Source organism: Oceanimonas marisflavi (assembly GCF_003049725.1).
Taxonomy (GTDB): domain Bacteria; phylum Pseudomonadota; class Gammaproteobacteria; order Enterobacterales; family Aeromonadaceae; genus Oceanimonas; species Oceanimonas marisflavi.
Window position 1 is genome coordinate 25,018 of record NZ_QAGM01000009.1, and the last position, 25,863, is coordinate 50,880.

Sequence of the window (25,863 nt, forward strand, 5' to 3'; positions counted from 1 at the left end):
GACTTACACCAGATGCTGTACAAAGTTGCAGGGCTTGTGGCGGGCATCAAGCTGCTCCGCCAGAATGCCGTTCCAGCCGGTGCGGCAGGCGCCGGTGGAGCCCGGCAGGCAGAACACCGCCGTGCGGTTGGCCAGTCCACCCAGAGCGCGGCTCTGCACCGTGGAGGTGCCCAGCTCCTGATAGGTAATATGACGGAACAGCTCGCCAAAGCCGTCTACCACGGTATCGAGCAGCGGGGCCACCGCCTCGGGGGTGGTATCACGGCCGGTAAAGCCGGTGCCGCCGGTGATGATCACCACCTGTACCTCGGGGCTGGCAATCCAGCGGGACACCAGTGCGCGAATGTCGTACTTGTCATCCTTGAGAATGACCTTTTCCGCCAGCCGGTGGCCGGCACCGGTGAGGGCGTCCACCAGAAAACGACCGGACGTATCGGTGTCTTCGGTGCGGGTGTCGGAAACGGTAAGCACTGCAATGTTGAGCGGCACCCGCTCCTGGCTTGCATGACTCATGAATGTACCCCTTGATATCTTCAGTTGAAAACAATAACGGCCTGCATTGTTCGCCCCGGGGGCGTGACAGGTCAATAACAAAAAAGCCTGCGGCCATGATGCCAAAGGCTTTTTAATGCTTCATGGATCCAGATCAGAAAGCCTCTACACCACGCATGTCGGGCAACTGGCACGGCCACGCTGAAATGTCAGGGAATGCTCAGCCGCCGATGGAGGCCAGATGGGGCGTCATGCCGCTGAGGCCTTCGTGCAGGAAGTGAGTGGCCTTTTTGTCGGCCAGGGCCTCGCGCAGCCGCCGTTGCAGCGCCGCCTGCTGCCCTTCATGCTGCAGCAGATCCCGCAGATCCACGCCATATTCGCCAAACAGGCACAAATGCAGCTTGCCCAGCGACGACACCCTGAGCCGGTTGCAGCTGGCACAAAAATCTTTGGCATAGGGCATGATAAGACCGATTTCGCCCACATAGTCGGCGTGCCAGAACACCTCGGCCGGGCCGTCGTTATGGGCGCGTACCTTTTGCTGCCAGCCCGCTTCCAGCAGTTTTTCCTTGATGGCGGCCCCGCGCACATGGTGGCGTTCAAACAGCTCGTCCATCTCACCGGTCTGCATCAGCTCGATAAAGCGCAACTGAATGGGGTTTGACCTGATCCAGGCCAGAAATTCGCCCAGCTCACCGTCGTTGAGCCCGCGCATCAGCACGGTATTGACCTTGACCTGCTCAAAGCCGGCGGCAAAGGCGGCGTCAATGCCCGCCATCACCTCATGAAAGCGGTTCTGACCGGTGATCTGATGAAACATGCGCGGATCCAGGCTGTCCACGCTGACATTGATGGCATCGAGACCGGCACTGCGCCAGTCAGCCACCTGGTCGGCCATGCGGTAGCCGTTGGTGGTGGTGGCCACCTTGCGAATACCCGGCGTGGAGGCCACGGTTTCAATAATATCGGTAAAGTCCCGGCGCATGGAAGGCTCGCCACCGGTAATACGCACCTTGTTGGTGCCCATGGCGGCAAAGGCACGGGTGATATGACCAATTTCGCTCAGGGTGAGAAACGACTTGCGCCCATCGGGGCGGTAGCCATCGGGCAGGCAGTACTGACAGCGAAAGTTGCAGACATCGGTAACCGACAACCGCAAATAATGAAATTTGCGCGCGAACGCGTCTTGTAACTCAAACATAAACACCTTTCCAATACGGGAGGCGACGGCATTTCTGGCGGCACCCTGACGAACCCTGATGTGCGGTTCGAACGGTTCGGCAACCCTATCATGCAACGACTTAGGTCTACCGGACTCGGAGTTTGATAACAATTTTATGTACTTATTCTCGCCTTCACCTTAGGGGCAAACATTGATTCAGATCAAGCAGTATTTAAGCAGGATCACGAGTGTGTGAGGTTTACACATTTGAAGAATAATCGGGGGAGTGTCATCCAGAGCCTGTTTGCATATTGCGTCACGAAACCATACCAAAATGATAATTTTCGCATATCGCAACAGTGAATTTTGGCTGAAAATGGCCGCAAAGCCTTGTGGGACGGGGTTTTGAAAAGTTGGCACGATACTTTCATATATATAAACAGTCGTTTTTATCCCGTGCTCTCTTCAGCTCCCGCTGAAGTTCGGCCAACCCATTGGGTTGGCCATTTTTTTTGTCTGCTTACCGGCCTTCCCGCTGTGTTTTCACCTGTGGCAGGGTATCGGCCAACGCCTCTTGCCAGGCGTTCATCAGCAATGAAATTTCATCACCGTCCTGCCTGCGGCAGGCTGCCTCCAGTTTTTCTGCCAGGAACTGGCAACGCAGCGCTCCATAGCTGCCACAGGCCGATTTCAGGCTGTGGCACCAGCGGGCCATCTCTTCCGTGTCCTGCGCAGTAAATGCCCGGGCCAGGGATTCCCCCTGCTGCACTCCGTCTTCGGCAAACAACGCCAGCAATCGCGCCAGCGCGTCACTGCCCAGCTCCCGTTCCAGTTGCTCCAGCCGGGCAGGATCAAGCAAGGGCAGGCGCCGGTACAACCGCTGCCAGTCAGCCATTGTCGTCTCCCCAGCTTTGCAGCTTGCGGTAAATGGTGGACGGGCTGACTTCAAGCAGTGCCGCCGCCCGGGAGATATTCCCCTCACAGTGGGCAATGGTGCGCTCAATGGCCTGTCGCTCGATCACCGCCAGCGGCAAAATAGGCTGCGGCGTCTGCGCCAGCTCCCGCTCTGCGGCCGGCATCTCGGACAAGGGTCGGTCAAGGGGCGCGGGCAGCATATCGACGTCGATCCACTCTCCCCGGTGCAATACCACGGCATTACGGATCACGTTTTGCAGCTGGCGTACGTTACCCGGCCAGTGATAGGCCTGAAAACGATCCTTGGTCGTTTCTGACAGGCCCACAAACTCCTTGCCTTCTTCCCGGGAAGCCTGACGCACCAGGGCAGTGGCAATACTGATGACATCGGCCCCCCGCTCTCTGAGCGGCGGCAGGTGCACCGGGATCACGTGCAGACGGTAATACAGATCTTCCCGAAAGCGCCCCTGCTCCACTTCCACCAGCGGATCACGGTTGGTGGCACAGACAATGCGTACATCCACCTTGACGTGATTGGAGCTGCCCACCGGCTGAATAAGGCCGGTCTGCAAAAAGCGCAGCAGCTTGCTTTGCAGCTCCAGATCCATTTCGCAGATCTCGTCCATAAACAGGGTGCCCCCGTTGGCGCGGATCACGGCACCGTCCCTGTCCTGCAGGGCGCCGGTAAAGGCACCCTTGATATGGCCGAACAGTTCGCTTTCCATCAGATCCCGGGGAATGGCGGCACAGTTCAGGGCAATAAAGGGGCCCTCGGCCCGGCCACTGAGCTGGTGAATGGCCTCGGCACAGACTTCCTTGCCGGTACCGCTTTCACCGGTAATAAAAACAGTGGCGGTGCTGGGGGCCGCGTTTTCAATCAGCCGGTACACCTTCTGCATCGGCAGGCTTTCACCAATGAAGCCCTGAAAGCGCTCCCGCTCGATTTCGTGGCGGTATTGATTGACCAGCCGGTTGAGATGACGGAACTGCATGGTGTTGTGCAGGGTGACCTTGAGTCGCTCCGCCTCCACCGGCTTGCTGATAAAGTCGTGGGCGCCCAGGCGCATGGCGTCAACCGCCACATCCACCGAGCCATGTGCCGTCATCACTATGGTGGTGATATTCAGCTGCTCCTGGTGCAACCATTGCAAAATTTCCATGCCCGGCATATCGGGCAGGATCAGATCCAGTAACAAAATATCGGGGGGCTGGCGACGAATATGCTCCAGCGCCTGCTGGCCATTGCTGACCACGGTCAGCGACAAAGGCTCGTCCTGCAAAAACAACTGATACATGGCCGCCAGTGAAGGTGTATCTTCCACCATCAGGACATTCAGCCTTTCCTCTACCATTGCGTTTCTCTCGTTGTTTCCATACCAATTATTTTCAGCTTTGGGCTAAAAAGGGCTTGCCTCGCGGCAACTTAATGTTAACATTATTTCAACATTCGGTATGACTCATTTGTCACTCTTGTTGCCCGCATTTCCATACGTTAGCGCGATGTGAAAACGAAGCCTCTTTTTATGCCCGTGTGGCTGCTGCGAAACCAGGGTCGGATCTCCGCCCTGGTCTTTTTTTATGCTCAGGCCGGATTGTCGATATCGACAAAGTCCACCTCAAAACCGTGCTGGCTGGCCAGCCATTCGCCGAGTGCCTTAACACCATAACGTTCGGTGGCATGATGGCCCGCCGCAAAGAAATGCACCCCCTGCTCTCTGGCCGAGTGCACCGTCTGCTCCGACACTTCACCGCTGATAAAGGCATCCATACCCTGCTCCGCCGCCAGATCGATATAGCCCTGGCCACCCCCGGTGCACCAGCCAATGCGCCGGATCAGTTCCGGACCGGCATCTCCCACATGTAACACACTGCGACCCAGGCGCTGCTCAATGCGTGCCGCCAGCTCGGCACCGCTCACGGGCGGGTTCAGTTCACCGGCCATGGCCACCGACAGTTCATTGCCGGGCTCAAGCGGGCCGGTTACGCGAATACCGAGCAAACTGGCCAGCCGGGCGTTGTTGCCAAGCTCGGGGGCAATATCCAGCGGCAGATGATAGGCATAAAGATTGATGTCATGGCCGAGCAACGCCTTCAGCCGGCGGCGCTTGATGCCGCGCACCGGCTGGGACTCGCCCTTCCAGAAATAGCCATGGTGCACCAGAATGGCATCGGCATTCAGCTCAATGGCCCGGTCGATCAAGGCCTGACTGGCGGTCACCCCGGTCACGATATGGCGCACGTCTGCACGGCCTTCCACTTGCAGTCCGTTCGGGCAATAATCCCGAATGGCATTCACGTTCAGCTGCCGGTTGAGCAGCTGTTCGAGCTCGATATTATTCATGCCGGCTCCCGTTATTTGAAATGGGTCTATTGTAAAGCAAAAGAGGAGGGTTATGGGCCTTTTACTGGACGAGTTATTGGATCGGCTTGTCAACAACGAGGTGCGTGACCTGGCATGGGCCATCGGCAGCCCGGGTCTGTTGCCCGGTCTGCCAATGGCTCCTGACGACGACTGGTATGCCGGCTTGCTGGAGGAATACCATCCGCGCCTGCTGGCACTGGATCAGGATCCCGCCGTGCTGCACCGGCACTGCAGGCAATGTCGTCGTCTGGGTCAGTACTTTGAAGCCCTGTGGCACTTTTTTCTGCTCGATCACGCACGCTTTCAGGTGCTGGGCTATAACCGCCAGCAGGTCGTGGGCGGACGCACACTCGGGGCCTTTGATCTGCTGCTGTGGGATCACCGGCACCGGCGTATAGAGCACTGGGAGCTGGCCGTTAAGTTCTATTTGATCACCGACACTCAGGCGCCGCAGGACAGCGCCTTGGGCATCAACCCGTGCGACAGGCTGAGACGCAAGCTGGATCATATGCAGCAGCACCAGCTGCAGCTGAGCCGCCAGCCGGCCGTGCGCCGGGCACTGATGGCCGAGGGACTGATGCCGGAGCGCACCCGGCTGGTCATGAAAGGCAGGCTGTTCTATCCACTGGGCGCGCCCCTGCCCGAAGGCAATGACACCCATATTGGCAGATGGGGCCACAAGGCGCCGGGCACTGGCTTTGAGCCGCAACACAAGCTGGGATGGATGACCGGTGGCCGGTACACGGACGAATGCCGGGATCGGCAAAATTACCGGGACAAAAACGGTAACTGGTATGTAAAAGTAAACAAGAACTGGAACGAGAAAATACAGGAGAGAAAAATGGAGGCGCGTTCCGGAGTCGAACCGGACTGAACGGATTTGCAATCCGCTGCATAACCGCTTTGCTAACGCGCCTTTGCAGATTTGGAGCGGGAAACGAGATTCGAACTCGCGACCCCAACCTTGGCAAGGTTGTGCTCTACCAGCTGAGCTATTCCCGCATACAAGCTTTGACTTGATGTTTCAACAGCTGGTCGCTGTTGATGGAGTGGCATTATAGGCAGGCCGCTGAGCAATACAAGTCATTTTTCTCACATTTGCTTCATTTGCTTTTATTTTCAGCACCTTGGACAATTTTTGGCTGGCGGGGCACCTGCTGTCTGGTTACCCTTGGCGTCAGTCCCCGTTAAGGAGTTTTTTATGCGCCTGCTTCTGCTTGCCCTGCTCTGGCTGCCCCTGGCCCATGCCGATAACAGACCGCCTCCCGAGGCCGCCACCGGCTGGCAGGATCAGCCTCTGGTTCATGCCGGCAAGGCCATGGTGGTCACCGCCAATCCCCACGCCAGCCAGGCGGCACAGGACATGCTGGCCAGAGGGGGCAGTGCCGTGGACGCCATGATCGCGGCCCAGATGGTGCTGGCTCTGGTTGAACCCCAGTCTTCCGGGCTGGGTGGTGGCGGCTTCATGGTACACTGGCAGCAGGATACACGGAAAATTACCACTCTGGACGGACGGGAAACGGCCCCGCTGCAGGCCCCGGACACCCTGTTTCTCGATGAGAATGGCCAGCCTCTGGCATTTATGGATGCGGTGATCGGCGGTAAATCGGTAGGCACCCCCGGCACCGTAATGCTGATGTGGCAGGCCCACCAGCGTTTCGGCACCCTGCCCTGGCGCGATTTGTTTGTGCCCGCCATCACCCTGGCGCTGAACGGCTTTGATGTCTCTCCGCGGCTGGCCCGGCTGATCGCGCAAAACAGTGACAGCCTGCTTCGGGATGCCGACAGCCGCCACTATTTTTTTGATGACCAGGGCCAGCCACTCACCGCCGGCCACCGCCTTGTCAATCCTCTGCTGGCGGCCCTGCTCACCCGGATCAGCATTGAAGGTCCCTCCGCCTTTTACACCGGTAAAATGGCCCAGATGATGGTCAGCAAGGTGCAAAACGCCGGCTCACCCGGTTATCTTGCCCTGGAAGACCTGGCCCAGTACCGGGTTCAGGAACGCCCGGCCCTGTGCTTTCCCTACCGGCAATACAAAGTCTGCGGTATGGGGCCACCCAGCTCCGGCGCCCTGGCGCTGGGACAGATTCTGGGTATGCTGTCTCACTTTGAACTGAGCCGGATGGGCCCCACCTCACCAGACGCCTGGCGGCTGATTGCCGATGCCTCACGCCTGGCGTTTGCCGACCGTGGCCGCTACGCGACCGACAGTGATTTTGTACCGGTACCGGTCGAGGGCCTGCTCGACGCCAGCTACCTGGCCGAACGAGCCCAATTACTGAAAAACAGCCATCAGGCTCTGCCCGCCGTCACGCCGGGAACACCCAAAGGTCACTGGCCCACGTCTTCCGATGCTTCGCCCGAGTTTCCTTCCACCACGCACCTCAACATTATTGATGCCAGCGGCAACGCAGTGTCGCTCACCTCCACCATTGAAAATGCCTTTGGCTCCCGCCTGATGGTTCAGGGGTTTCTGCTCAACAATGAACTGACCGATTTTGCCTTTTCTCCCAGAATCAATGGAATACCGGTGGCCAACCGGCTGGAGCCGGGAAAGCGACCGCGCTCCTCCATGAGCCCGACCCTGGTATTTGACGACAGAGACCAGCTGCTGCTGGTGCTGGGCTCACCGGGCGGCAGCAGCATTATTGGCTATGTGCTGCACACCCTGATAAACGTACTCGACTGGGGCATGAATGTGCGTGAGGCCGTGCATCAGCCCCATGTGCTGCATCGGGGAGGCGTACTTGAGATGGAGCCCTTCGGCCGCAACCAGGCCCTGCTGCCGGCCATGAAGGCGCTCGGCTTTGACATTCGTACCACAGAGCTCAACTCCGGCCTGCATGTCATTATGCAAAATAACACGGGTCTGACAGGGGCTGCCGACCCCCGCCGGGAAGGGCAGGCGCTGGCCGCCGACTGAGTCACCATTCCGGAGAAGCCGATGAATACTGCCAACAGACAGGCCATATTGAAACTGCTTGTGCTGATCCCCACGGGGCGGGTGGTCAGCTATGGCCAGCTGGCCGATCTGGCGGGCCTTCCGGGACGGGCACGACTGGCCGGGCGTGTACTGCGGGAAAGCGACACTTCCGCCCTGCCCTGGCACAGGGTGGTGGCTGCTGATGGCCGTATCAGCCTGCCGGCCGGCAGTGCCGAGGCACAGGAACAACGGCAGCGGCTGTTGGCGGAAGGCGTGATCGTTACCGGCCGGCGAATAGACATGAAAAAGCACCAGTGGCGGCCCGACTTGGCCGCGCTGCTGATGCTGATGGACGGGTAAGGTGCAAATACGTCAATCCAGCTCGTCGAGCAGATCGCTCACATGTACCTGAAAAGGAATGGTTTCGTCTTCGCGCTGTAACAGCACCACTTCGTTATTGACGTCCACTTCCAGCACATACCCCGAACCTTCTGTGGTATGGCAGATCATGCCCGGCCTCACTTCACGAATATCCATATTCACTCCTGCTCAGGCTCGGCCTGATGTGGTTGCACTCGATTCCCTGTGCTCAAGAGTCCGGCGATATCAGCCCGACGCTAAGCCGGGCCCTGTCGTTACTTCTTGCCCTTCTGATGCTGCTGCCATTGACCGTCCACATAGTGAGCAGTCCAGCCGGTCGCTTTTTTATTGACCTCGGTCATCACATATTGTTCCTTGTTTTTGCGGCTGAAACGTACCATCGCCTTGTTGCCCTCCGGATCTTCAACCGGCGCCTCGGCCAGATAAAGGAACTTGGGTGGCAGCCTGTCCTTGAACCGCACCAGCTCTTCCACCAGCGGCGCCCGAGTCTCCCGGGATTTGGGAAAGTTGCTGGCAGCCATAAAGATGCCGGCGGCACCGTCGCGCAGCACAAAATAGGCATCGGACTGGCTGCAGGGCAGCTCGGGCAGATGCACCGGATCTTCCTTGGGCGGCGCCACTTCCCCGTTTTTCAGGATCTTGCGGGTATTCTTGCATTCCTCGTTGGTACAGGCCATGTACTTGCCGAAGCGACCATTCTTGAGCTGCATCTCACTGCCGCAACGGTCGCAGTCGATCACCGGCCCTTCATAGCCCTTGAGCTTGAACTGGCCCTGTTCCAGCTCATAGCCGTCGCAGTCCGGGTTCTGACCACACACATGCAGCTTGCGCTTGTCGTCGATCAGATAAGCATCCATGGCGGTACCACACTTGCCACAACGGTGCTTGGCGCGCAGGGCGTCGGTTTCCGCCTCTTCGTCGTTGGCCAGCACAAAGTCGTCACCGGGGATCAGGTTGATGGTCTGCTTGCAGCGCTCCTTGGGCGGCAGGGCATAGCCGGAGCAGCCCAGAAACACGCCGGTGGTGGCGGTGCGAATGCCCATTTTGCGGCCACAGGTGGGGCAGTCGATGTCGGTGAGCACCATTTCATTGGCGCGCATGCCGCCTTCCTCCGCCGGCCGCTCGGCCTTTTCCAGCTCTTCACTGAACTCGGCGTAAAAGGCATCAAGCACCTGGGTCCAGTTGAGCTGGCCGCCGGCAATTTCATCCAGCTTGCTTTCCATCTGGGCGGTGAAGTCGTAGTTCATCAGCTCGGCAAAGCTTTCCTGCAGCCGGTCGGCCACGATCTCGCCCATTTTCTCGGCATAGAACCGGCGGCTCTCCACCTTCACGTAGCCTCTGTCCTGAATGGTGGAGATGATGGATGCATAGGTGGACGGCCGGCCAATGCCGCGCTTTTCCAGCTCCCGCACCAGGGCCGCTTCGGTAAAACGCGCCGGCGGCTTGGTGAAGTGCTGCTTGGGGGTCAACTCGTTCAGGGTGAGGGTTTCGCCCTGCTGCACCGCCGGCAGCTCGGTGTCTTCGCCCTTGCGGCTTTGCGGCGCAAGCACCTTGGTCCAGCCGGCAAAGCGCAGAATGCGGCCCCGGGCCTTGAGCTCGTAGTCACCGGCACGCACCGTGATGGTGCTGCTGTCGTATCTGGCCGGGGTCATCTGGCAGGCCACAAACTGACGCCAGATCAGGTCATAGAGCCGCTTGGCGTCCGCCTCCATGCCTTCGAGCTGGTCGGCAGACAGGGCCACGTCGGACGGGCGAATGGCCTCGTGGGCCTCCTGGGCATTGGCCTTGGCGCCGTAGACATTGGGTGACTCGGGCAGGTAGTCGCTGCCGTGCTGCTGCTGAATAAAGTCGCGCACCGAGGCCACCGCTTCCTGGCTCAGGTTGGTGGAGTCGGTACGCATATAGGTGATGTAACCGGCCTCGTACAGGCGCTGGGCCAGCATCATGGTGCGCTTGACGCCAAAACTCAGCCGGGTGCTGGCAGCCTGCTGCAGGGTGGAGGTGATAAAGGGCGCCGGCGGCTTGCTCTGGGTGGGTCTGTCTTCCCGGGACGCCACCTCAAAGGCACTGCTCCGCAGGACGTCCACCGCCGCCATGGTGTCGGCCTCGTTGGTGGGCCGGAATTCCCTGCCCTGGTATTTGACCACCATCATCGACAGCGCCAGCTTTTGCTCATTGCTCAGGGCCGCCTGAATGTCCCAGTATTCCTCGGGTACAAAAGCCTTGATTTCGCGCTCTTTTTCCACGATGAGGCGCACCGCCACCGACTGCACCCGGCCGGCGGACAGGCCCCGGGCCACCTTTTTCCACAGCAGCGGCGACACCATGTAACCCACTACCCGGTCGAGAAAACGACGGGCCTGCTGGGCGTTGACCCGGTTCAGGTTAAGCTCGGACGGCTGGCTGAAGGCATCCTGAATGGCGGACTTGGTGATCTCGTTAAACACCACCCGCTTGAAGCGGTCGTCGTCACCGCCGATCAGCTCCTTCAGGTGCCAGGCAATGGCTTCCCCTTCGCGGTCCAAATCCGTTGCCAGATAAACGGTGTCGGCCTTCTCGGCCAGGGCCTGCAGCTCGCTGACCACCTTTTCCTTGCCCGGCAGCACCTGATAGTTGGCCTGCCAGCCGTGTTCGGGATCCACACCCATGCGGGCGATCAGCGCCTTGTGATCCTTTTCCTTTTTCAGCCGGGCCTTTTCTTCCGGGCTCAGGTTCTTGGTGTCGGTCTTGCGGGCAGCGGGCTTTTTGCCGGTGGCGGAGCCGGCGGTCGGCAGATCCCGGACATGACCGACACTGGATTTGACCACGTAGTTCCTGCCCAGGTACTTGTTGATGGTCTTGGCTTTGGCGGGCGATTCCACAATAACGAGAGATTTGCTCATAAAGCGCGTTGAGATCCTTAATGTCTGGCCCCGTTCGGGCGGGTCGGCGGCTCGGTAATGACGGCTGTATAAGTGATATAACCACAAAAAGCAAACGTACCGGGCCCGGGCCTGAAAAAATTTCAATGAATTTATATTTATTTATTAACGCCCTCACCTCAGCAGGAATCAACTGCTTTTTTACATCTTGTGCCTGTTCGCCCGCTTTTTATGCATCATTATTTCGGCGGCGTGTTCCACTGTTAAATTCCGGTTACAACTCCTTAAAAAATCCAAATATAATGGCCTGACGCAGCAGAATTGTGGTCATAAAAACCATTTTAAAGGAGATTGTAATGGTTGTTACCGAAGCGAACTTTGACGGTCTGGTCGGCCCCACTCACAATTACGCCGGCCTGTCCTGGGGCAATGTGGCCTCCGGCCGGCATGCCCGCAACAGTTCCAATCCTCGCCAGGCCGCCTTGCAGGGACTCGACAAGATGAAGGCGCTGGCCGACCTCGGCCTGGTGCAGGGTGTGCTTGCGCCGCAGGAGCGCCCCGACTTGGCCACCCTGCGCCGGCTGGGCTTTGGCGGCAGCGACGCCGAGGTGCTGGACAAGGCCTTTCGCGAGGCGCCGGGGCTGCTGGCGGCCTGCTGCTCGGCCTCGTCGATGTGGACTGCCAATGCCGCCACCGTGTCGCCCAGTGCCGACACCGCCGACGGCCGGCTGCATTTCACCCCCGCCAACCTGATCAACAAGTTTCACCGCTCCCTGGAGCACGAAGTGACCGGCCGCATTCTGCGCCGGGTGTTTGCCGACGAGCGCTATTTTCATCACCACGCCGCCCTGCCCGCCCACGATGACCTGGGGGATGAAGGCGCCGCCAACCATACCCGCCTGTATGACAGCCAGGGGCGCGGACTGGAGCTGTTTGTGTATGGCCGCCGCGCCCATCAGCCTGATGCCCCGGCGCCCCGGCGCTACCCGGCGCGCCAGACTCTGGAAGCGTCCCGGGCCGTGGCCCGGCTGCACGGCCTGAGTGAACACAACACCGCCTTTATTCAGCAGAATCCGGCGGTGATCGATCAGGGCGTATTCCATAACGACGTGATCGCCGTGGGCAACGGCAACGTGCTGTTTTATCATCAGCAGGCCTTTCTCGACACCCAAGGCATGCAGGACGAGCTGCGCCGCAAACTGCCCGACGCCGGGCTGCACTTTATCGAGGTCTCCGATGAGGACGTGCCGGTGGCCGATGCGGTGAAAAGCTACCTGTTCAACACCCAGCTGGTCACCCTGGCCCCCGGCCACATGGCGCTGATCGCTCCCACCGAGTGTGCCGATACGCCCAGCGTCAGCGCCTATCTCGAGCGACTGACCGCCATGAATACCCCGGTAAAGGAAGTGCGCTTTATGGACGTAAAGCAAAGCATGCAAAACGGCGGCGGCCCCGCCTGCCTGCGCCTGCGGGTAGCCATGAACGAGGCCGAGCTGGCCGCGGTCAACCCGGCCTGCCTGATGACGGATGAGCTGCACGGCCGCCTGAGCCAGTGGGTCAACCGCCACTACCGGGATCAGCTGAGCCCGGATGATCTGCGAGATCCGGCGCTGCTGACCGAGTCCCGCACCGCTCTGGACGAACTGACCCGGATCCTCAACCTGGGATCCGTGTATCCGTTCCAGCGGTAAATTTAAGCGGGGAATGGGGAATGGGGAATGGGGAGCTTACGGCTTACAGCTCCCCGAAGGGGTCAGCCAAAGGGCCGCTGACCCGCCTCATAAAGCTTCATCAGCGCCCGGCTGACGCCGGCCTCCGCCGCCTTGCCCAGCTTGTCCTTGAGCGTTTGTTTCGGCTTGTAATGCAGGCTGATAATACGCTTGTCGCTACTTTGCGCCAGCAGGTAGTCACTGCTGGTCTGCAGGCCGTCCACCAGTCCCAGTGCCTGTGCATCGCTGGCCAGCCAGTGTTCACCGGTGGCCACGCGATCCAGCTCCAGTCCGGGCCGGTTCTCGGCGATAAAGGCCTTGAAGCGCCGATGGATCACCTCCAGCTCTTCACGGAACTTGGCCCGGCCATGATCGTCATTTTCCCCGAACAGGGTCAGGGTGCGCTTGTATTCCCCGGCGGTATGCAGCTCAATGTCGATATCCCGGTTTTTCAGAAACTTGTTGAAGTTGGGCAGCTGGGCCACCACGCCGATGGAGCCGACAATGGCAAAGGGGGCGGCAATGATGCGCTCGGCCACGCAGGCCATCATGTAACCGCCGCTGGCGGCCACCTTGTCCACCGCCACCGTCAGCCTGAGGCCATGGCCTTTCAGCCGTTGCAGCTCGGCCGCCCCCAGACCGTAGCCGTGTACCACGCCGCCGCCGGACTCCAGCCGCACCAGCACTTCATCGCCGGGCTCTGCCAGCTGCAGCAGGGCGGTCACTTCACGACTGAGACCCGCTACTTCGTGGGCGTCCATGCTTCCCTTGAAATCAAGCACATAAAGGCGGGAACGGGCGTCACCCTGTTTTTTTTCCACCTTGTCCGCCTTCTGAAATTCCTGTTTCAGTGCCTTGCGCTCTGCATCGGTTACGGCGGTTTCCATACGCAGGCGCCGGGCCTGGCGACGCAGCGCGGCACTCAGATCCTTGACCCTGATGCTGTCGGCTCCCTGCTTCTGCCTGGCCGCAGCCCCGGCAATCAGGCCCACAATCACCGCCACGGCGGCCACCCAGGTAAGGACCTTGGCGGCGAACAGGCCATATTCATACAAAAATTCCACTGCCATTTCTCCTTAACAGATTGTTTGCGGTCATTGTAAAAGCCTCAAACAGGAACACCAATCGGCTTTTTTGCTTTCGGCACTGGCATCAGGCCCCGGAGTCTGGTTTGATCGGGCCACACTGAACCTCGCACAGAGAACAAGCCACATGCTCGATTACCAACCTGCTTCCGATTTGCTCAACAACAACGTCATTCTGGTGACCGGCGCCGGCGACGGTATTGGCCGTCAGGCCGCCCTGAGCTATGGTGCTCACGGCGCCACCGTGGTATTGCTGGGCAAAACGGTCAAGAAACTGGAGGCCGTTTACGACGAACTGCTTGCCCAGGGCAGCCCGGAGCCGGCCATTATTCCCCTGGATCTGACCGGCGCCACCAAGCAAAATTACCAGGACATGGCCGCCACCCTGCGCCAGCAGTTTGGCCGCCTCGATGGCGTGCTGTTCAACGCCGGTCAGCTGGGTGCTCTGGGACCGTTCGAAATGATCGGTGAAGACGAGTGGGACAAGGTCATGCAGGTCAATGTCAAATCCCAGTTTCTGATGACCCAGGCGCTGCTGCCGCTGCTGAAAGACAGCAAGCCCGCTTCCATCGTGTTCACCAGCTCAGGCGTGGGCAAGCAGGGCCGGGCCTACTGGGGCAGCTACGCCATTTCCAAGTTTGCCACCGAAGGCATGATGCAGGTGCTGGCCGCCGAACTCGACGGCTCCGGCGTGCGCGCCAACTGCATCAACCCGGGCGCCACCCGTACCCACATGCGGGCCCGCGCCTTTCCCGCCGAAGCCCCCTCCAGCCTGCGCACCCCCGCCGACATTATGGGGCCTTATCTCTACCTGATGGGCAACGACAGCCTGGAGGTCAACGGCCAGTCCATTGACGCCCAGCCCGACCGTATTCCCGGACAAACCAGCCAGAACTAATCTGTTATGGCTGACGCGCCTGCTGACAAGCCGGCAAAAATCAGCTAAAACTGAAGCTGATAACAGTCACCAAGGGGCCATGGCAAGGCCCCGCAACGGCAGGGCCAAGGCAGGCATTTCATTCATGTATCGTCCCAAAAGCACGGTTGAGCAGTGGCGTATCTTCCAGGCAGTGGTCGATTATGGCGGCTACGCTCAGGCGGCTGAAAAGCTGAACAAGAGTCAGTCATCCCTTAACCATGCGGTGGCCAAGCTGCAACAGGCGCTGGGTCTGGCGCTGCTGGAAGTACGTGGCCGCAAGGCCTGCCTCACTCCTCAGGGTGAGGTGTTTCTGCGCCGTTCGCGCAAGCTCACTCAGGATGTGGAAAGCCTGGAACGCCTGGCCGATATTCTCTCCAGCGGCTGGGAGCCGGTGCTGCGCATTGTGGTAGAGGCCTCCCTGCCCCGGGCGCCACTGTATCAGGCGCTGGCTGAATTCCGCCGCCAGTCCCGGGGCTGCCGCATTCATCTGGTCGAGACCCAGCCTTCAGGCTGCCAGACGGTGATCAACCAGCAGGCCGCCAACATGGTGTTTGCTTCACGCGCCTTTCCCAACATGACCTCCCTGCCCCTGGCCACCACGGTTTATGTCCCCGTCAGTGCGCCGGATCACCCGCTGGCCAGCCTGGCCGAGGTCGGCCAGACCGAGCTGGAACAACAGCTTGAACTGGTGCTGGCCGACGGCAACGAGCAGGAAGAGGGCTGGGCCCGGGGCGAACAGCGCTGGATCATCAATCACCTGCACGATGCCCTGTCCCTGCTGCGCCGGGGCGTGGGCTTTGCCTGGCTGCCCCTGGATGTGGTTTCACCCATGATAAACGACGGTGTGCTGGTGCGTCTCAACATGGCCAACCAGGCCCTGCGCAAACGCTTTACCCACCTGATCCTGCCCGGCACCACGCCGCCGGGGCCGGCCGCCAGCCTGTTGCTGGGTCTTATCCGCCAGCACTATGACGAGCAAACCGACCCCGGGAATGTCTGCTGATTGTTGCCAGCCCGCATTCGCTTCCTTATGCTCTTGGGCTCGCAGTTGACAAGGATTCCTCATGTTTGATTTCGATCAGTGGATAGACCGCCGCCCTACCCGGGCCCTCAAGTGGCTGAAATACGAAGGCACCAACATTCTGCCCATGTGGGTGGCCGACACCGAGTTCAAGGCCCCGCCCGCCGTGATTGAAGCCCTGAGCGAACGGGTTGAACACGGCATTTTCGGTTACAGCCGCCCCACCCCGGCACTCACCGAGCTGATTATCGAGCGCCTGCGCGAGCGCTATGGCTGGGACATTCAGGCCGACTGGCTGGTATACATGCCCGGCGTGGTGCCGGCACTCAACCTGGCCTGCCAGACCTTCAGCGAGCCCGGCAGCAACATTCTGATGCCCAAGCCCATCTATTATCCGTTCCTGCACGCCCCGGGCTTTCACGGCCGCAAGGCGGCGCATGTGGAAATGGTGGAAAAGGACGGCCGCTGGCTGCTCGATCTCGAATCCCTGGAGCGTCAGGCCCAGGACAGCGACCTGCTGCTGTTCTGCAACCCCCATAATCCGGGCGGCACCATCTACACTCAAGACGAGCTTCAGGCCATCAACGATATCGCCAAACGCCACAACCTGGTGGTGTGCTCCGACGAAATTCACTGCGATCTGCTGCTGGACGAAGGCAAACCCCACGTGCCCTATGCCGCCATCGACCAGGACGCCGCCGACCGCAGCATTATTCTGATGGCCCCCAGCAAAACCTTTAACATAGCCGGCCTGTGCTGCTCCTTTGCGGTGGTGCCCAACCCCGAACTGCGCACCCGTTTTATTCGGGCCGCCCGTGGCATCATGGCCGATGTTAACCTGCTCGGTTTTGTGGCCGCCGAAGCCGCCTATGCCGATGGCGAGGAATGGCTGCAGGCCCAGCTTGAGTACCTCCGTCAGAACCGGGATCTGCTGGTGGAGCGCCTGAACGGCGTGCCCGGCATCAAGGTATTGCCTCCCGAGGCCACCTACCTGGCCTGGATCGACATCAGCGGCCTTGAGCTGGATGATCCCATCGGCTTCTTTGAACAAGCCGGTGTAGGCCTCTCTCCCGGTGGCCAGTTCGGCGGCAGCAACTTTGTGCGGCTGAACTTCGGCTGCCCCCGGGCCATGCTCGATGAAGCCCTGCATCGCATGATTGCCGCCATCAACAGCCGCTGAACCCGCGCCCTTCCCCTGCAAGGCCGGCATGAGTACATGCCGGCCTTTTTCATACTCGGCCAAACCATACTCAAAAGACACCTTTATTCTCGCCTTGTGAAGTATTTTTTTGCTATCTTTTAATGGCTTAGCAAAACAACAAATACGGGTTACTGAACCTTCAGACAAGGAAAAGGAACTATGTCGATCAAAAAAACCATCAGTGGCGTGGCGGCAGTCATGAGCCTGGGACTGGGCGCCGGTGTACCCGGTGCCCTGGCCGTGGAGCAGAGCTTTATCACCATAGGTACCGGCGGCGTGACCGGGGTTTACTACCCCACCGGCGGCGCCATCTGCCGGCTGGTCAATCAGGGCCGGGCCGAGCACGGCATTCGCTGCTCGGTGGAAAGCACCGGTGGCTCCCCCTATAACCTGAACTCCCTGCGCTCCGGCGAGCTGGAAGTGGGCATTGCCCAGTCGGATCTGGAATACCAGGCGCTGAATGGCGAAAGCGGCTTTGCCGAGCAGGGTGCCTTTGAGGATCTGCGCGCCGTGTTCTCCCTGCACGGTGAGGCGGTGACCATAGTGGCGCGCAAGGATGCCAACATCAAAACCTTTGAGGATCTCAAGGGCAAGCGGGTCAATATCGGCAACCCCGGCTCCGGCCAGCGCGACACCATGGAAGTGTTGCTGAAGGCCTATGGCTGGACCCAGGACGATTTCAGCCTGGTATCCGAGCTGCGCCCGGCCGAACACGGCCAGGCCCTGTGTGACAACCGTATCGACGCCTTTGTGTATGTGGTCGGTCATCCCAACGGCTCCATCAAGGAAGCCACCACCGCCTGCGAGGCCAACCTGGTGTCGGTACAGGGCGAAGTGGTCGACAAGCTGATCGCCGATAACGCTTATTATCGTCACATTACCATTCCCGGCGGCGAATATGCCGGCTCCGACGAAGACGTACACACCTTTGGCGTGGGCGCCAACCTGGTGACCAGCGCCAAGGTACCGGAAGCCCAGATTTACCAGCTGACCAAGGCGGTATTCGACAACTTTGACCAGTTTGTGCGCCTGCATCCGGCCTTTGCCAACCTCAAGAAAGAGGAAATGGTCAAGGACGGCCTGAGCGCCCCGCTGCACCCCGGCGCCCTGAAATACTACAAGGAAGCCGGCCTGGCCGAGTAATCCGGCCCTGCACCGGGAAGCCCTGCTTCCCTCACTGTTTCGGTCAGGATAAATCCGGGGCGGCAAGCATGTGTCTTGCCGCCCCGGCTTGCTGTATATCCCTGGCACTTGGAGGAAAAGTCCATGTCCCACCCGCCTCAGGACAATACACAAAAACAGCTTGATGAGATGCTGGCCCAGGCCGATACCGGCGGCCGGCACCCCACCGGGTTTGGCCACTGGGTGCTGCTGCTGGTGCCCCTGTGCTGGGCCCTGTTTCAGCTGTGGTATGTCTCGCCTCTGCCCTTTATGTTCAACATCGGTATTTTCAATGATACCGAGGCCCGCTCCATTCACCTGGCGTTTGCGGTGTTTCTGTCGTTCACCGCCTTTCCCGCGCTGACCCATTCCCCCCGGGATCGCATTCCCTGGCATGACTGGCTGCTGGCCCTGGTGGGTGCCTTTTGTGCCGCCTACCTGTTTCTGTTTTACCGGGAGCTGGCCGGCCGGCCGGGCCTGCCGATCATGCAGGATCTGGTGGTGGCCTGTATCGGCATGCTGCTGCTGCTGGAAGCCACCCGCCGTGCCCTGGGTCCGCCACTGATGGTGGTGGCGGCAATTTTCCTGTTTTACACCTTTGCCGGCCCCTGGATGCCGGACGTGATCGCCCACCGCGGCGCCAGCCTGGCCCGCACCGTCACGCACCAGTGGCTGACCACCGAAGGGGTATTTGGTGTGGCGCTGGGGGTATCCACCTCCTTCGTGTTTATGTTTGTGTTGTTCGGCTCCCTGCTGGAGCGGGCCGGCGCCGGCAACTACTTTATCAAGCTGGCCTTTTCCCTGCTCGGCCACCTGCGCGGCGGCCCGGCCAAGGCGGCGGTGGTGTCGTCGGGGCTGTCGGGGCTGGTGTCGGGCTCCTCCATTGCCAACGTGGTGACCACGGGCACCTTTACCATACCGCTGATGAAACGGGTTGGTTTTCCCGCTACCAAGGCCGGTGCCGTTGAGGTGGCCGCCTCCACCAACGGCCAGCTGACGCCGCCCATTATGGGAGCCGCCGCCTTTCTGATGGTGGAGTACGTGGGCATTTCCTATATCGAGGTGATCAAGGCGGCCATTCTGCCGGCGCTGATCTCCTACGCCGCCCTGATTTACATTGTGCATCTGGAAGCGGTCAAGGCCGGCATGCAGCCCCTGCAACAACGGCGCAAGGTCACCCTGGCCCAGCGTCTGCTTGGCTTTCTGACCATGGCCATTGGCATGATGGTGCTCACCGCCGTGATTTATTACGGCATTGGCTGGACCAAGACCCTGTTTGGTCCTGCGGCCAGCTGGGTGCTGAGTGCGCTGGCGCTGATCATTTATCTGGCGCTGGTGGCCTGGTCGGCCCGGCTGCCGGATCTGGTGATTGACGATCCCGACAATCCGGATATTCATATGCCCGAGCCCGGCCCCACCTTCAAGTCGGGCATGTATTATCTGCTGCCCATTGTGGTGCTGGTGTGGTGTCTCACCGTGGAGCGGCTGTCGCCGGGACTGTCAGCCTTCTGGGCGACCCTGTTCATGATGTTTATTGTGGTCACCCACAAGCCGCTCAAGGCCATGTTCCGCAAGGAAGCGTCTGAAGGCATGCTGAGAGAAGGCACCTTTGATCTGTTTATGGGGCTGGTGACCGGTGCCCGCAACATGATTGGTATCGGTGTTGCCACCGCCGCCGCCGGCATTGTGGTGGGCACGGTCACCCTCACCGGTATTGGCCTGGTGATGACCGAGTTCGTAGAGTTTATCTCCGGCGGCAGCCTGCTGCTGATGCTCATTTTCACCGCCGTGATCAGCCTGCTGCTGGGCATGGGCCTGCCCACCACCGCCAACTACATAGTGGTATCCACCCTGATGGCACCGGTGATCGTCAACCTGGGCGCCCAGCATGGGCTGATTGTGCCGCTGATTGCCGTGCACCTGTTCGTGTTCTACTTTGGCATTCTCGCCGACGACACCCCGCCGGTGGGGCTGGCGGCCTTTGCCGCCGCCGCCATTGCCAAGGCGGATCCGATAAAAACCGGTATTCAGGGTTTTACCTACGACATTCGTACCGCCATTCTGCCCTTTATGTTTATCTTCAACACTCAGCTGTTGTTGCTGGGCATCGACAGCTGGGGCGGACTGTTGCTCACCATCGCCAGTGCCCTGGCGGCCATGCTGCTGTTTGCCGCCGCCACTCAGGGGTTCTGGCTGGTTAAAAGCCGCTGGTGGGAAACCCTGGCGCTGTTGCTGGTGGCGTTTACCCTGTTCCGGCCCGGTTTCTTCTGGGACAAACTGTTTCCGCCCATGGCCGTGTATAACGCCAGCCAGTGGGAACAGGTGGTGGAAAGCCTGCCGGAGAATGAGTCGATCATTCTGCAACTGGGAGGCAAGAACCTGTTTGGCGAGCCGGTGAACAAAATCGTCAGGCTGAACTTTGATGCCGAGCGGCAAAGTGCGGCCGAGCGACTGGCCAGTACCGGCATCAGCAGCCTGCGCACTCTGGATGACAAGGTCATTATCGACATGGTGGACTTCGGCAGCCAGGCCGAGCGGCTGGGGGTAGACTTCGATCTGGAGATCAAAGCCCTGCAACGGCCATCGGACCGGCCCGACAAGGAGTGGATGTTTATTCCCGCTCTGGCTCTGGCCGGACTGGTAGCCTGGGCACAACGCCGGCGGCGCAGACCGGAACAGGCCTGATGCAAAAAGCCCGCTGCAAATGCAGCGGGCTTTTTTATGGTCTGGCGGAGGAGGTGGGATTTGAACCCACGGTGGGCTATAAACCCACGCCGGTTTTCAAGACCGGTGCATTCAACCACTCTGCCACCCCTCCTGACCCGACGCATCATACTGTGTGCCATGCCGGGCTGTAAAGGGTGTGCTGGTTCAATTGCTTTTCAAATCATCACTTTGCGTATTTTTTGAAACTTCTTCCCGGGGATGTTTGAGAAAATAGTCCCGCAGAAACTGTTCATCCAGGGGAGACAGGTCGAAATGGTTGCTGGCTTCGGCAATGGTGTCCTGATCTATGCGGGGCTGCTCCGTGAGCCAGCGCAGCGCCTTGCGCAAGGATTCATGCTCGCTCATGGATCCCTCCTTGCATATAGGTTATGCGTATTTTTCATCGAGGATGGCTTTAATTTGATATGCATTATAAATACAATTTAACCGCTCGTTTTATAAGCATAGATTATAAAAATTCTCATACCAACGAGGTTTCGATGCATTTTAAACACCGTCTTCGCGACGCCACCCTGGCCGGGCTGGCCGGTTTTGTGGCCGTTATCTGTCTGAGTTACCTGAAAGACTGGACCCACTTTATGGTGCTGAGTGCGCCCATGGGCGCGACCCTGGTGCTGTTGCTGCTGCTGCCCTCGGCCCCTCTATCACGTCCCAAAAACGTGATTCTGGGGCACCTGCTCACCACCTGCATCACCATTGCCGGCCTTGAGCTTATTCCCGATCCCCTGCTAGGCCTGGGCGTGTGCTTTGGCCTGAGCCTGACGCTGATGGTGCTGACCGATACTCTGCATCCCCCCGCCGGCGCCAACCCCATTCTGATTTATCTGGCGGGTGCTCACCTGGCCCCCATTGACTTTATTCTGCCCACCCTGATGAGCACCCTGTTTGTGGTCGGCTTTGCCAGCACCTATCACTATGTGTTTACCCACAGGCGCTATCCGTTCGGACCCAGGGTACGCAAGGACAAGGAAGAGCCGGCCGCGTCTTCCGCGCCCGATACCACGCCGGCGCCCGTTCGGCAGCCCAAATAAAAAGGAGCCGATAGGCTCCTTTTTTAATTCACGACTCACTCAGAAGTGCCATTCCAGCTGGAAAGTCGGTGCGTGAGTGTCTACACCCGGTACACCATTGTTACCGAATTTGTTATTCCAGTATTCGTAGCCCACACCGGCCCACAGGGTATTGCTCTTGTCAAAGGCCAGCTGACCCACATCCACCATCAGGGAAGGACGCGCCAGAATCTCGTAATCGGTACCCTGCCCCTTGGGCGTGTTGTAGTTGGCAAAGCCCTGGAACTTCATGGGCACCGGACCGGCATTAAAGGGCAGGCCCCACGCCACGTTATAAATGGTGTAATCATTGAAGGTCACATCACGCTGACCAGCTGGCTTAAAGCCATTATGATTTCGCTCGTGAGCATAGAATATGCTGAAGTCCAGGAAGCCCTTGGGCACGGCAAACTTCAGGGTCGGACCGACCACCAGCAGCTGTTTGCGCGGCGCAAATTCAGTGTTTTTAGTGTTCAGGTCGAAGCCGGCAGACAGGGCCACTTCCTTAACCGGGCCAAAGCTCAGATCTTGGTCAAAAATTTTACCCAAATGCAGCTGATGGCGGTAGGTCAGATAGGCTTCCAACGCCCCATCATTTTCATTTGGATTGTTGAAATCATTAGCAGGATCATTTTCATCGGACTGCAGCACATCCAGATTAAAGAAGTTCTGGCCATAGGCATAGCCGCTGGCGTGGGTCAGCTGCAGAACATGCTTTTGCACATCTTTAGTGTTATTCGGCTCGGTAAATTCGGTGCCGTAACGATAGCCGATATAGGTATCTGACCAGGTGGCGGCGCTCAGCTGAGGAGCGGCAGAAACGGCCAGGGCCAGGGCAGACAGGGTGAAAACGCGCTTGCAGGTGTGCTTCATAACCGTGATTCCTTCACATGGTTCAAAGGGTGAATCCTGACGTAAATACAAAATAATATTTTTTTATGCTTTTTGTATTTCACATTTCAGCGGTAGAAATGATTACACAGGAGTACACCAAAAATCTACAATTTGTTTACAAAAGTAAAGCTGGTGTCAAAAAAATCCCATTGCCACCCTTCACTCAGCCCAGTTGTTCCTCACTCAGGCGTACCGGCTTCACCATCAGCGCTGCCCGCTGGCCCGGCGCCACGGCGGCATTGGGAAACACCACCGCTTCTCCGTCCGCCTGCGCCAGCCAGCGGCTCTCCCCGTCCGCTGCCAGCAGAGCGCCAGCCTCAAACGGGGTGAAATTGGGTACATCCTTGCTAAAGTTAAGCCGAAAATGTGAACTCTGCTTGATGATTTCCTGACTGACTTCAAACACTTCAAGCCGTGCAGGATCCAGCGCCGGCGGCTGCCAGCCGGGCTCAGACACCAGCGCGGTCAGGCAGTGCTCCATTTCCGCTACCATGGCGGGATCGTTTTCACCAAAAGGCATGACCTTGCCCAGCTCAAGGGTAAAGGCCTGAGCGCCAAAATGACGGGCGCTGAAATAACTGAAAGTGGTGGTGGGCGCCTGCGACAACAAAATGGTGTTGATGCCGGCGGCCTGCAACAGCGCCAGCTGGGCGCGGCTGTAGGGAGCCCCATGGGTAAAGGGATGCACGGCGAATTTTTCATGCCGTGAAGGCCGAATGGCGGTATGCAGATCATAATGCAGACGTTCGCTGCCGTTACGGGCTTCAAAAAAGCGCCTGACATACTCCTCAAGCGCCGCCGCCCGCTGCCGCTCCCGGTTGGCAACGGCTCCCCTGGCATGGGCCCCCGAAAACAGGCGGTTGAGATTTTCTTCCAGCTCCCGCACGCCGGCGTTCATCGCCGCCGGGTTGCCAAAGATCAGCAGCACCCGCTGCCGGCAGCGCAACCGGCCCGAGACCAGCTGTTGCAACAGCCGCTCACACAGCTCGATGGGGGCGGTTTCATTACCGTGAATGCCGCAGGAGATGATCAGATCCCGCCCTCCCGGTGCATCCGGCTCCAGACAAAGCACGCCCGTGTCCCATACCTCGGCGCGGGTGCCGTCGGGCAGCGCGGTGCTGAAAGACGCCAGATGCCAGGGGTGTTGCCTGCTCAGACCAAGAAAGTCGTCAAGTCGGTGTTCAGTCATAGATACCTCCAAAAATCCATTTCATTGCCATATATATTAACGCAATAAAACATGATTTCAGTATCAAAATCTAAAACTGATTTTTGCGGCGGCGCCGCCGGTCTTCGAAGGTGGAAAACTGCAGGCCGGCAGTGATGGCCGGCCTGGAAGGAAAGCGGGCTTAAACGCCGGCCTGGGCAAAAACGTCGCTGACCAGGGCGCGCGCTTCGCTGATCAGCTGCTCCAGATGCGCTTCGCTGCGAAAGCTTTCGGCATAGATCTTGTAGACCTGCTCGGTACCGCTGGGCCGGGCGGCAAACCAGCCCTGCTCCGTGACCACCTTGAGCCCGCCAATGGCGGCACCGTTGCCGGGGGCGGCAGTGAGGCAGGCAACAATGGCATCACCGGCCAGGGTGTCGGCCTGCACATTGTCGGGGCTCAGCCCGGCCAGCACTTGCTTCTGCTCATGACTGGCAGGCGCATCTACCCGCCGGTAATGGGGCCTGCCCAGCTCTTCGGTGAGCATGGCGTAATACTGATGCGGGGTCTTGCCGGTCACCGCCAGCATTTCCGCCGCCAGCAGAGACGGAATAAAGCCGTCCTTGTCGGTGGTCCAGACGCCACCATCCCGCCGCAGGAATGAAGCACCGGCGCTCTCTTCGCCCACAAAGGCCAGTTTGCCGTCCATCAGGGGCTGTACATACCACTTGAAGCCCACCGGCACTTCCATCAGCGGCCGGCCCAGACTGGCTGCCACCCGATCGATAATGGATGAAGACACCAGGGTCTTGCCCACCGCCAACTCAGCCTGCCACTGGGGCCTGTGGGTAAACAGGTAGTGAATGCACACCGCCAGGTAATGGTTGGGGTTCATCAGTCCGTCGGCGTCGACGATGCCGTGGCGGTCGTAGTCCGGATCATTGCCGCAGGCGATATCGAACTGGTCTTTCAGCGCCAGCAGGTTTTGCATGCTGAAAGGGCTGGAGCAGTCCATGCGGATCTTGCCGTCATGATCCAGCGGCATAAAGCCAAAGTCGGCATCCTGACGCTCGTTGACCAGGGTAATGTCGAGGCCATGGCGCTCGGCAATGTGCGGCCAGTAGGCCAGCCCGGAGCCACCCAGGGGATCCACGCCGATGCGAATGCCGGCGGCGCGAATGGCGGCCATGTCGATCACCTGCTCCAGATCATTCACATAGCTCGCCACATAGTCGTGGGGCACGGCCTTTGCCTGGGCCCTGGCAAAGGGCAGCCGTTGCACACCGGCATTGCCGGCCGCCAGCAGCTCGTTGGCCCGTTGCTGAATGCGGGCAGTGGCCTCGGCGCTGGCCGGGCCGCCGTCGGCGCCGTTGTACTTGATGCCGCCATCCCGGGGCGGATTGTGGGACGGGGTGATCACAATGCCATCGGCCACATCACCGCCTTCGGCCCGGTTATGGCCAAGAATGGCATGAGAGATCACCGGCGTGGGGGTATATCCCCCCCCCTGCTGAACTCTGACTTCCACGCCATTGGCCACCAGCACTTCCAGCGCGGCGCCAAAGGCTGCTTCCGACAGGGCATGGGTATCCATACCGAGAAACAGCGGGCCGTTAATGTCCTGGTCCCGGCGGTATTCGGCCACCGCCTGACAGATGGCGTGAATATGGGCCTGGTTAAAGCTGGTATCCAGGGCCGAGCCTCTGTGACCGGACGTGCCGAACGCCACTCTCTGGGCGGCCACGGCGGCATCGGGCACCAGCTGGTAAAAAGCGGCCATCAGTTGGGGAATATTGACGAGATCGCCGGCTTCAGCCGGCTGGCCCGCTCTGGGATGCGTGCTCATGTTTC

General features: G+C 59.6%; 22 protein-coding genes, 3 tRNA genes and 1 riboswitch. Of the genes, 10 read left to right on the forward strand and 15 right to left on the reverse strand.

What is annotated here, in order from left to right; translation table 11 throughout:
• Nucleotides 1-3 precede the first annotated feature (3 nt).
• The 5 genes from moaB to DA373_RS07480 form a co-directional block, all read right to left on the reverse strand.
• The gene (gene moaB / locus DA373_RS07460; protein WP_107851692.1) at nt 4-513 is read right to left on the reverse strand and encodes a molybdenum cofactor biosynthesis protein B; all 510 of its coding nucleotides are present in this window, start codon (nt 511-513) and stop codon (nt 4-6) included.
• Between the two features lie 199 nt (nt 514-712).
• On the reverse strand, nt 713-1,693 hold the full coding sequence (moaA, locus tag DA373_RS07465; RefSeq protein WP_107851693.1) for a GTP 3',8-cyclase MoaA: 981 nt from the start codon (nt 1,691-1,693) through the stop codon (nt 713-715).
• Nucleotides 1,681-1,826, reverse strand: a riboswitch (molybdenum cofactor riboswitch). (Overlaps the previous gene by 13 nt.)
• Before the next feature lie 348 nt (nt 1,827-2,174).
• Entirely contained in the window at nt 2,175-2,549 is a 375-nt protein-coding gene (locus tag DA373_RS07470) for an Hpt domain-containing protein (RefSeq protein WP_107851694.1), read from the reverse strand.
• Complete coding sequence (locus tag DA373_RS07475) at nt 2,542-3,921, reverse strand: sigma-54-dependent transcriptional regulator (RefSeq protein ID WP_198650265.1); 1,380 nt, start codon at nt 3,919-3,921, stop codon at nt 2,542-2,544. Before DA373_RS07475 ends, DA373_RS07470 begins: the two co-directional genes overlap by 8 nt.
• A 230-nt stretch (nt 3,922-4,151) precedes the next feature.
• Nucleotides 4,152-4,910, reverse strand: a complete 759-nt coding sequence (locus DA373_RS07480; RefSeq protein ID WP_107851695.1) for a Nif3-like dinuclear metal center hexameric protein — start codon at nt 4,908-4,910, stop codon at nt 4,152-4,154.
• A gap of 52 nt (nt 4,911-4,962) precedes the next feature.
• On the opposite strand from DA373_RS07480, the gene DA373_RS07485 reads away from it, so the two are divergent.
• Entirely contained in the window at nt 4,963-5,805 is an 843-nt protein-coding gene (locus DA373_RS07485) for a DUF1853 family protein (RefSeq protein ID WP_107851696.1), read from the forward strand.
• Here DA373_RS07485 and DA373_RS07490 read toward each other — a convergent pair.
• Both DA373_RS07490 and DA373_RS07495 read right to left on the reverse strand, forming a co-directional pair.
• Nucleotides 5,774-5,847, reverse strand: a tRNA-Cys gene (locus DA373_RS07490). The two genes, DA373_RS07485 and DA373_RS07490, sit on opposite strands and share 32 nt — an antisense overlap.
• Before the next feature lie 10 nt (nt 5,848-5,857).
• Nucleotides 5,858-5,933: transfer RNA gene (locus DA373_RS07495), tRNA-Gly, on the reverse strand.
• Nucleotides 5,934-6,132: 199 nt separating this feature from the next.
• On the opposite strand from DA373_RS07495, the gene ggt reads away from it, so the two are divergent.
• A complete protein-coding gene (gene ggt, locus DA373_RS07500; RefSeq protein WP_107851697.1) occupies nt 6,133-7,857 on the forward strand; it encodes a gamma-glutamyltransferase in 1,725 nt (574 codons plus the stop codon).
• Nucleotides 7,858-7,878: 21 nt separating this feature from the next.
• Entirely contained in the window at nt 7,879-8,217 is a 339-nt protein-coding gene (locus tag DA373_RS07505; protein WP_107851698.1) for an MGMT family protein, read from the forward strand.
• 12 nt (nt 8,218-8,229) lie between these two features.
• Here the strand turns inward: DA373_RS07505 and DA373_RS16390 are convergent, their stop codons facing one another.
• Complete coding sequence (locus tag DA373_RS16390) at nt 8,230-8,394, reverse strand: hypothetical protein (protein ID WP_198650266.1); 165 nt, start codon at nt 8,392-8,394, stop codon at nt 8,230-8,232.
• Between the two features lie 98 nt (nt 8,395-8,492).
• Complete coding sequence (gene topA, locus DA373_RS07510; protein ID WP_107851699.1) at nt 8,493-11,120, reverse strand: type I DNA topoisomerase; 2,628 nt, start codon at nt 11,118-11,120, stop codon at nt 8,493-8,495.
• A gap of 335 nt (nt 11,121-11,455) precedes the next feature.
• Between topA and astB the strand changes: the two genes are divergently transcribed.
• Nucleotides 11,456-12,790: an N-succinylarginine dihydrolase gene (astB, locus tag DA373_RS07515; RefSeq protein WP_107851700.1), complete on the forward strand. Its 1,335-nt coding sequence runs from the start codon at nt 11,456-11,458 to the stop codon at nt 12,788-12,790.
• 62 nt (nt 12,791-12,852) lie between these two features.
• Here astB and sohB read toward each other — a convergent pair whose 3' ends face one another.
• Nucleotides 12,853-13,872, reverse strand: a complete 1,020-nt coding sequence (sohB, locus tag DA373_RS07520; RefSeq protein ID WP_107851775.1) for a protease SohB — start codon at nt 13,870-13,872, stop codon at nt 12,853-12,855.
• 148 nt (nt 13,873-14,020) lie between these two features.
• Between sohB and DA373_RS07525 the strand changes: the two genes are divergently transcribed.
• From DA373_RS07525 to DA373_RS07545, 5 genes are all read left to right on the forward strand, one after another.
• Nucleotides 14,021-14,791 carry a YciK family oxidoreductase gene (locus DA373_RS07525; RefSeq protein ID WP_107851701.1) on the forward strand — a complete coding sequence of 257 codons (771 nt, stop codon included), beginning with the start codon at nt 14,021-14,023 and terminating at the stop codon, nt 14,789-14,791.
• Nucleotides 14,792-14,915: 124 nt separating this feature from the next.
• A complete protein-coding gene (locus tag DA373_RS07530; RefSeq protein WP_107851702.1) occupies nt 14,916-15,815 on the forward strand; it encodes a LysR family transcriptional regulator in 900 nt (299 codons plus the stop codon).
• Between the two features lie 61 nt (nt 15,816-15,876).
• Nucleotides 15,877-17,013: a MalY/PatB family protein gene (locus tag DA373_RS07535; RefSeq protein ID WP_107851703.1), complete on the forward strand. Its 1,137-nt coding sequence runs from the start codon at nt 15,877-15,879 to the stop codon at nt 17,011-17,013.
• A gap of 180 nt (nt 17,014-17,193) precedes the next feature.
• Complete coding sequence (locus DA373_RS07540) at nt 17,194-18,177, forward strand: TAXI family TRAP transporter solute-binding subunit (protein ID WP_107851704.1); 984 nt, start codon at nt 17,194-17,196, stop codon at nt 18,175-18,177.
• Between the two features lie 123 nt (nt 18,178-18,300).
• Entirely contained in the window at nt 18,301-20,880 is a 2,580-nt protein-coding gene (locus DA373_RS07545; RefSeq protein ID WP_107851705.1) for a TRAP transporter permease, read from the forward strand.
• 42 nt (nt 20,881-20,922) lie between these two features.
• Here DA373_RS07545 and DA373_RS07550 read toward each other — a convergent pair.
• Nucleotides 20,923-21,013: transfer RNA gene (locus DA373_RS07550), tRNA-Ser, on the reverse strand.
• Nucleotides 21,014-21,066: 53 nt separating this feature from the next.
• Nucleotides 21,067-21,267, reverse strand: coding sequence for a hypothetical protein (locus DA373_RS07555; RefSeq protein WP_107851706.1), 201 nt, complete (start codon nt 21,265-21,267; stop codon nt 21,067-21,069).
• A gap of 134 nt (nt 21,268-21,401) precedes the next feature.
• Between DA373_RS07555 and DA373_RS07560 the strand changes: the two genes are divergently transcribed.
• Nucleotides 21,402-21,953 carry an HPP family protein gene (locus DA373_RS07560; protein WP_107851707.1) on the forward strand — a complete coding sequence of 184 codons (552 nt, stop codon included), beginning with the start codon at nt 21,402-21,404 and terminating at the stop codon, nt 21,951-21,953.
• Between the two features lie 39 nt (nt 21,954-21,992).
• Here DA373_RS07560 and DA373_RS07565 read toward each other — a convergent pair whose 3' ends face one another.
• The 3 genes from DA373_RS07565 to pgm form a co-directional block, all read right to left on the reverse strand.
• Complete coding sequence (locus DA373_RS07565; RefSeq protein ID WP_107851708.1) at nt 21,993-22,844, reverse strand: outer membrane protein OmpK; 852 nt, start codon at nt 22,842-22,844, stop codon at nt 21,993-21,995.
• Between the two features lie 184 nt (nt 22,845-23,028).
• Complete coding sequence (gene astE, locus DA373_RS07570; protein ID WP_107851709.1) at nt 23,029-24,054, reverse strand: succinylglutamate desuccinylase; 1,026 nt, start codon at nt 24,052-24,054, stop codon at nt 23,029-23,031.
• Nucleotides 24,055-24,214: 160 nt separating this feature from the next.
• On the reverse strand, nt 24,215-25,858 hold the full coding sequence (gene pgm / locus DA373_RS07575) for a phosphoglucomutase (alpha-D-glucose-1,6-bisphosphate-dependent) (RefSeq protein WP_107851710.1): 1,644 nt from the start codon (nt 25,856-25,858) through the stop codon (nt 24,215-24,217).
• Nucleotides 25,859-25,863: the final 5 nt, after the last annotated feature.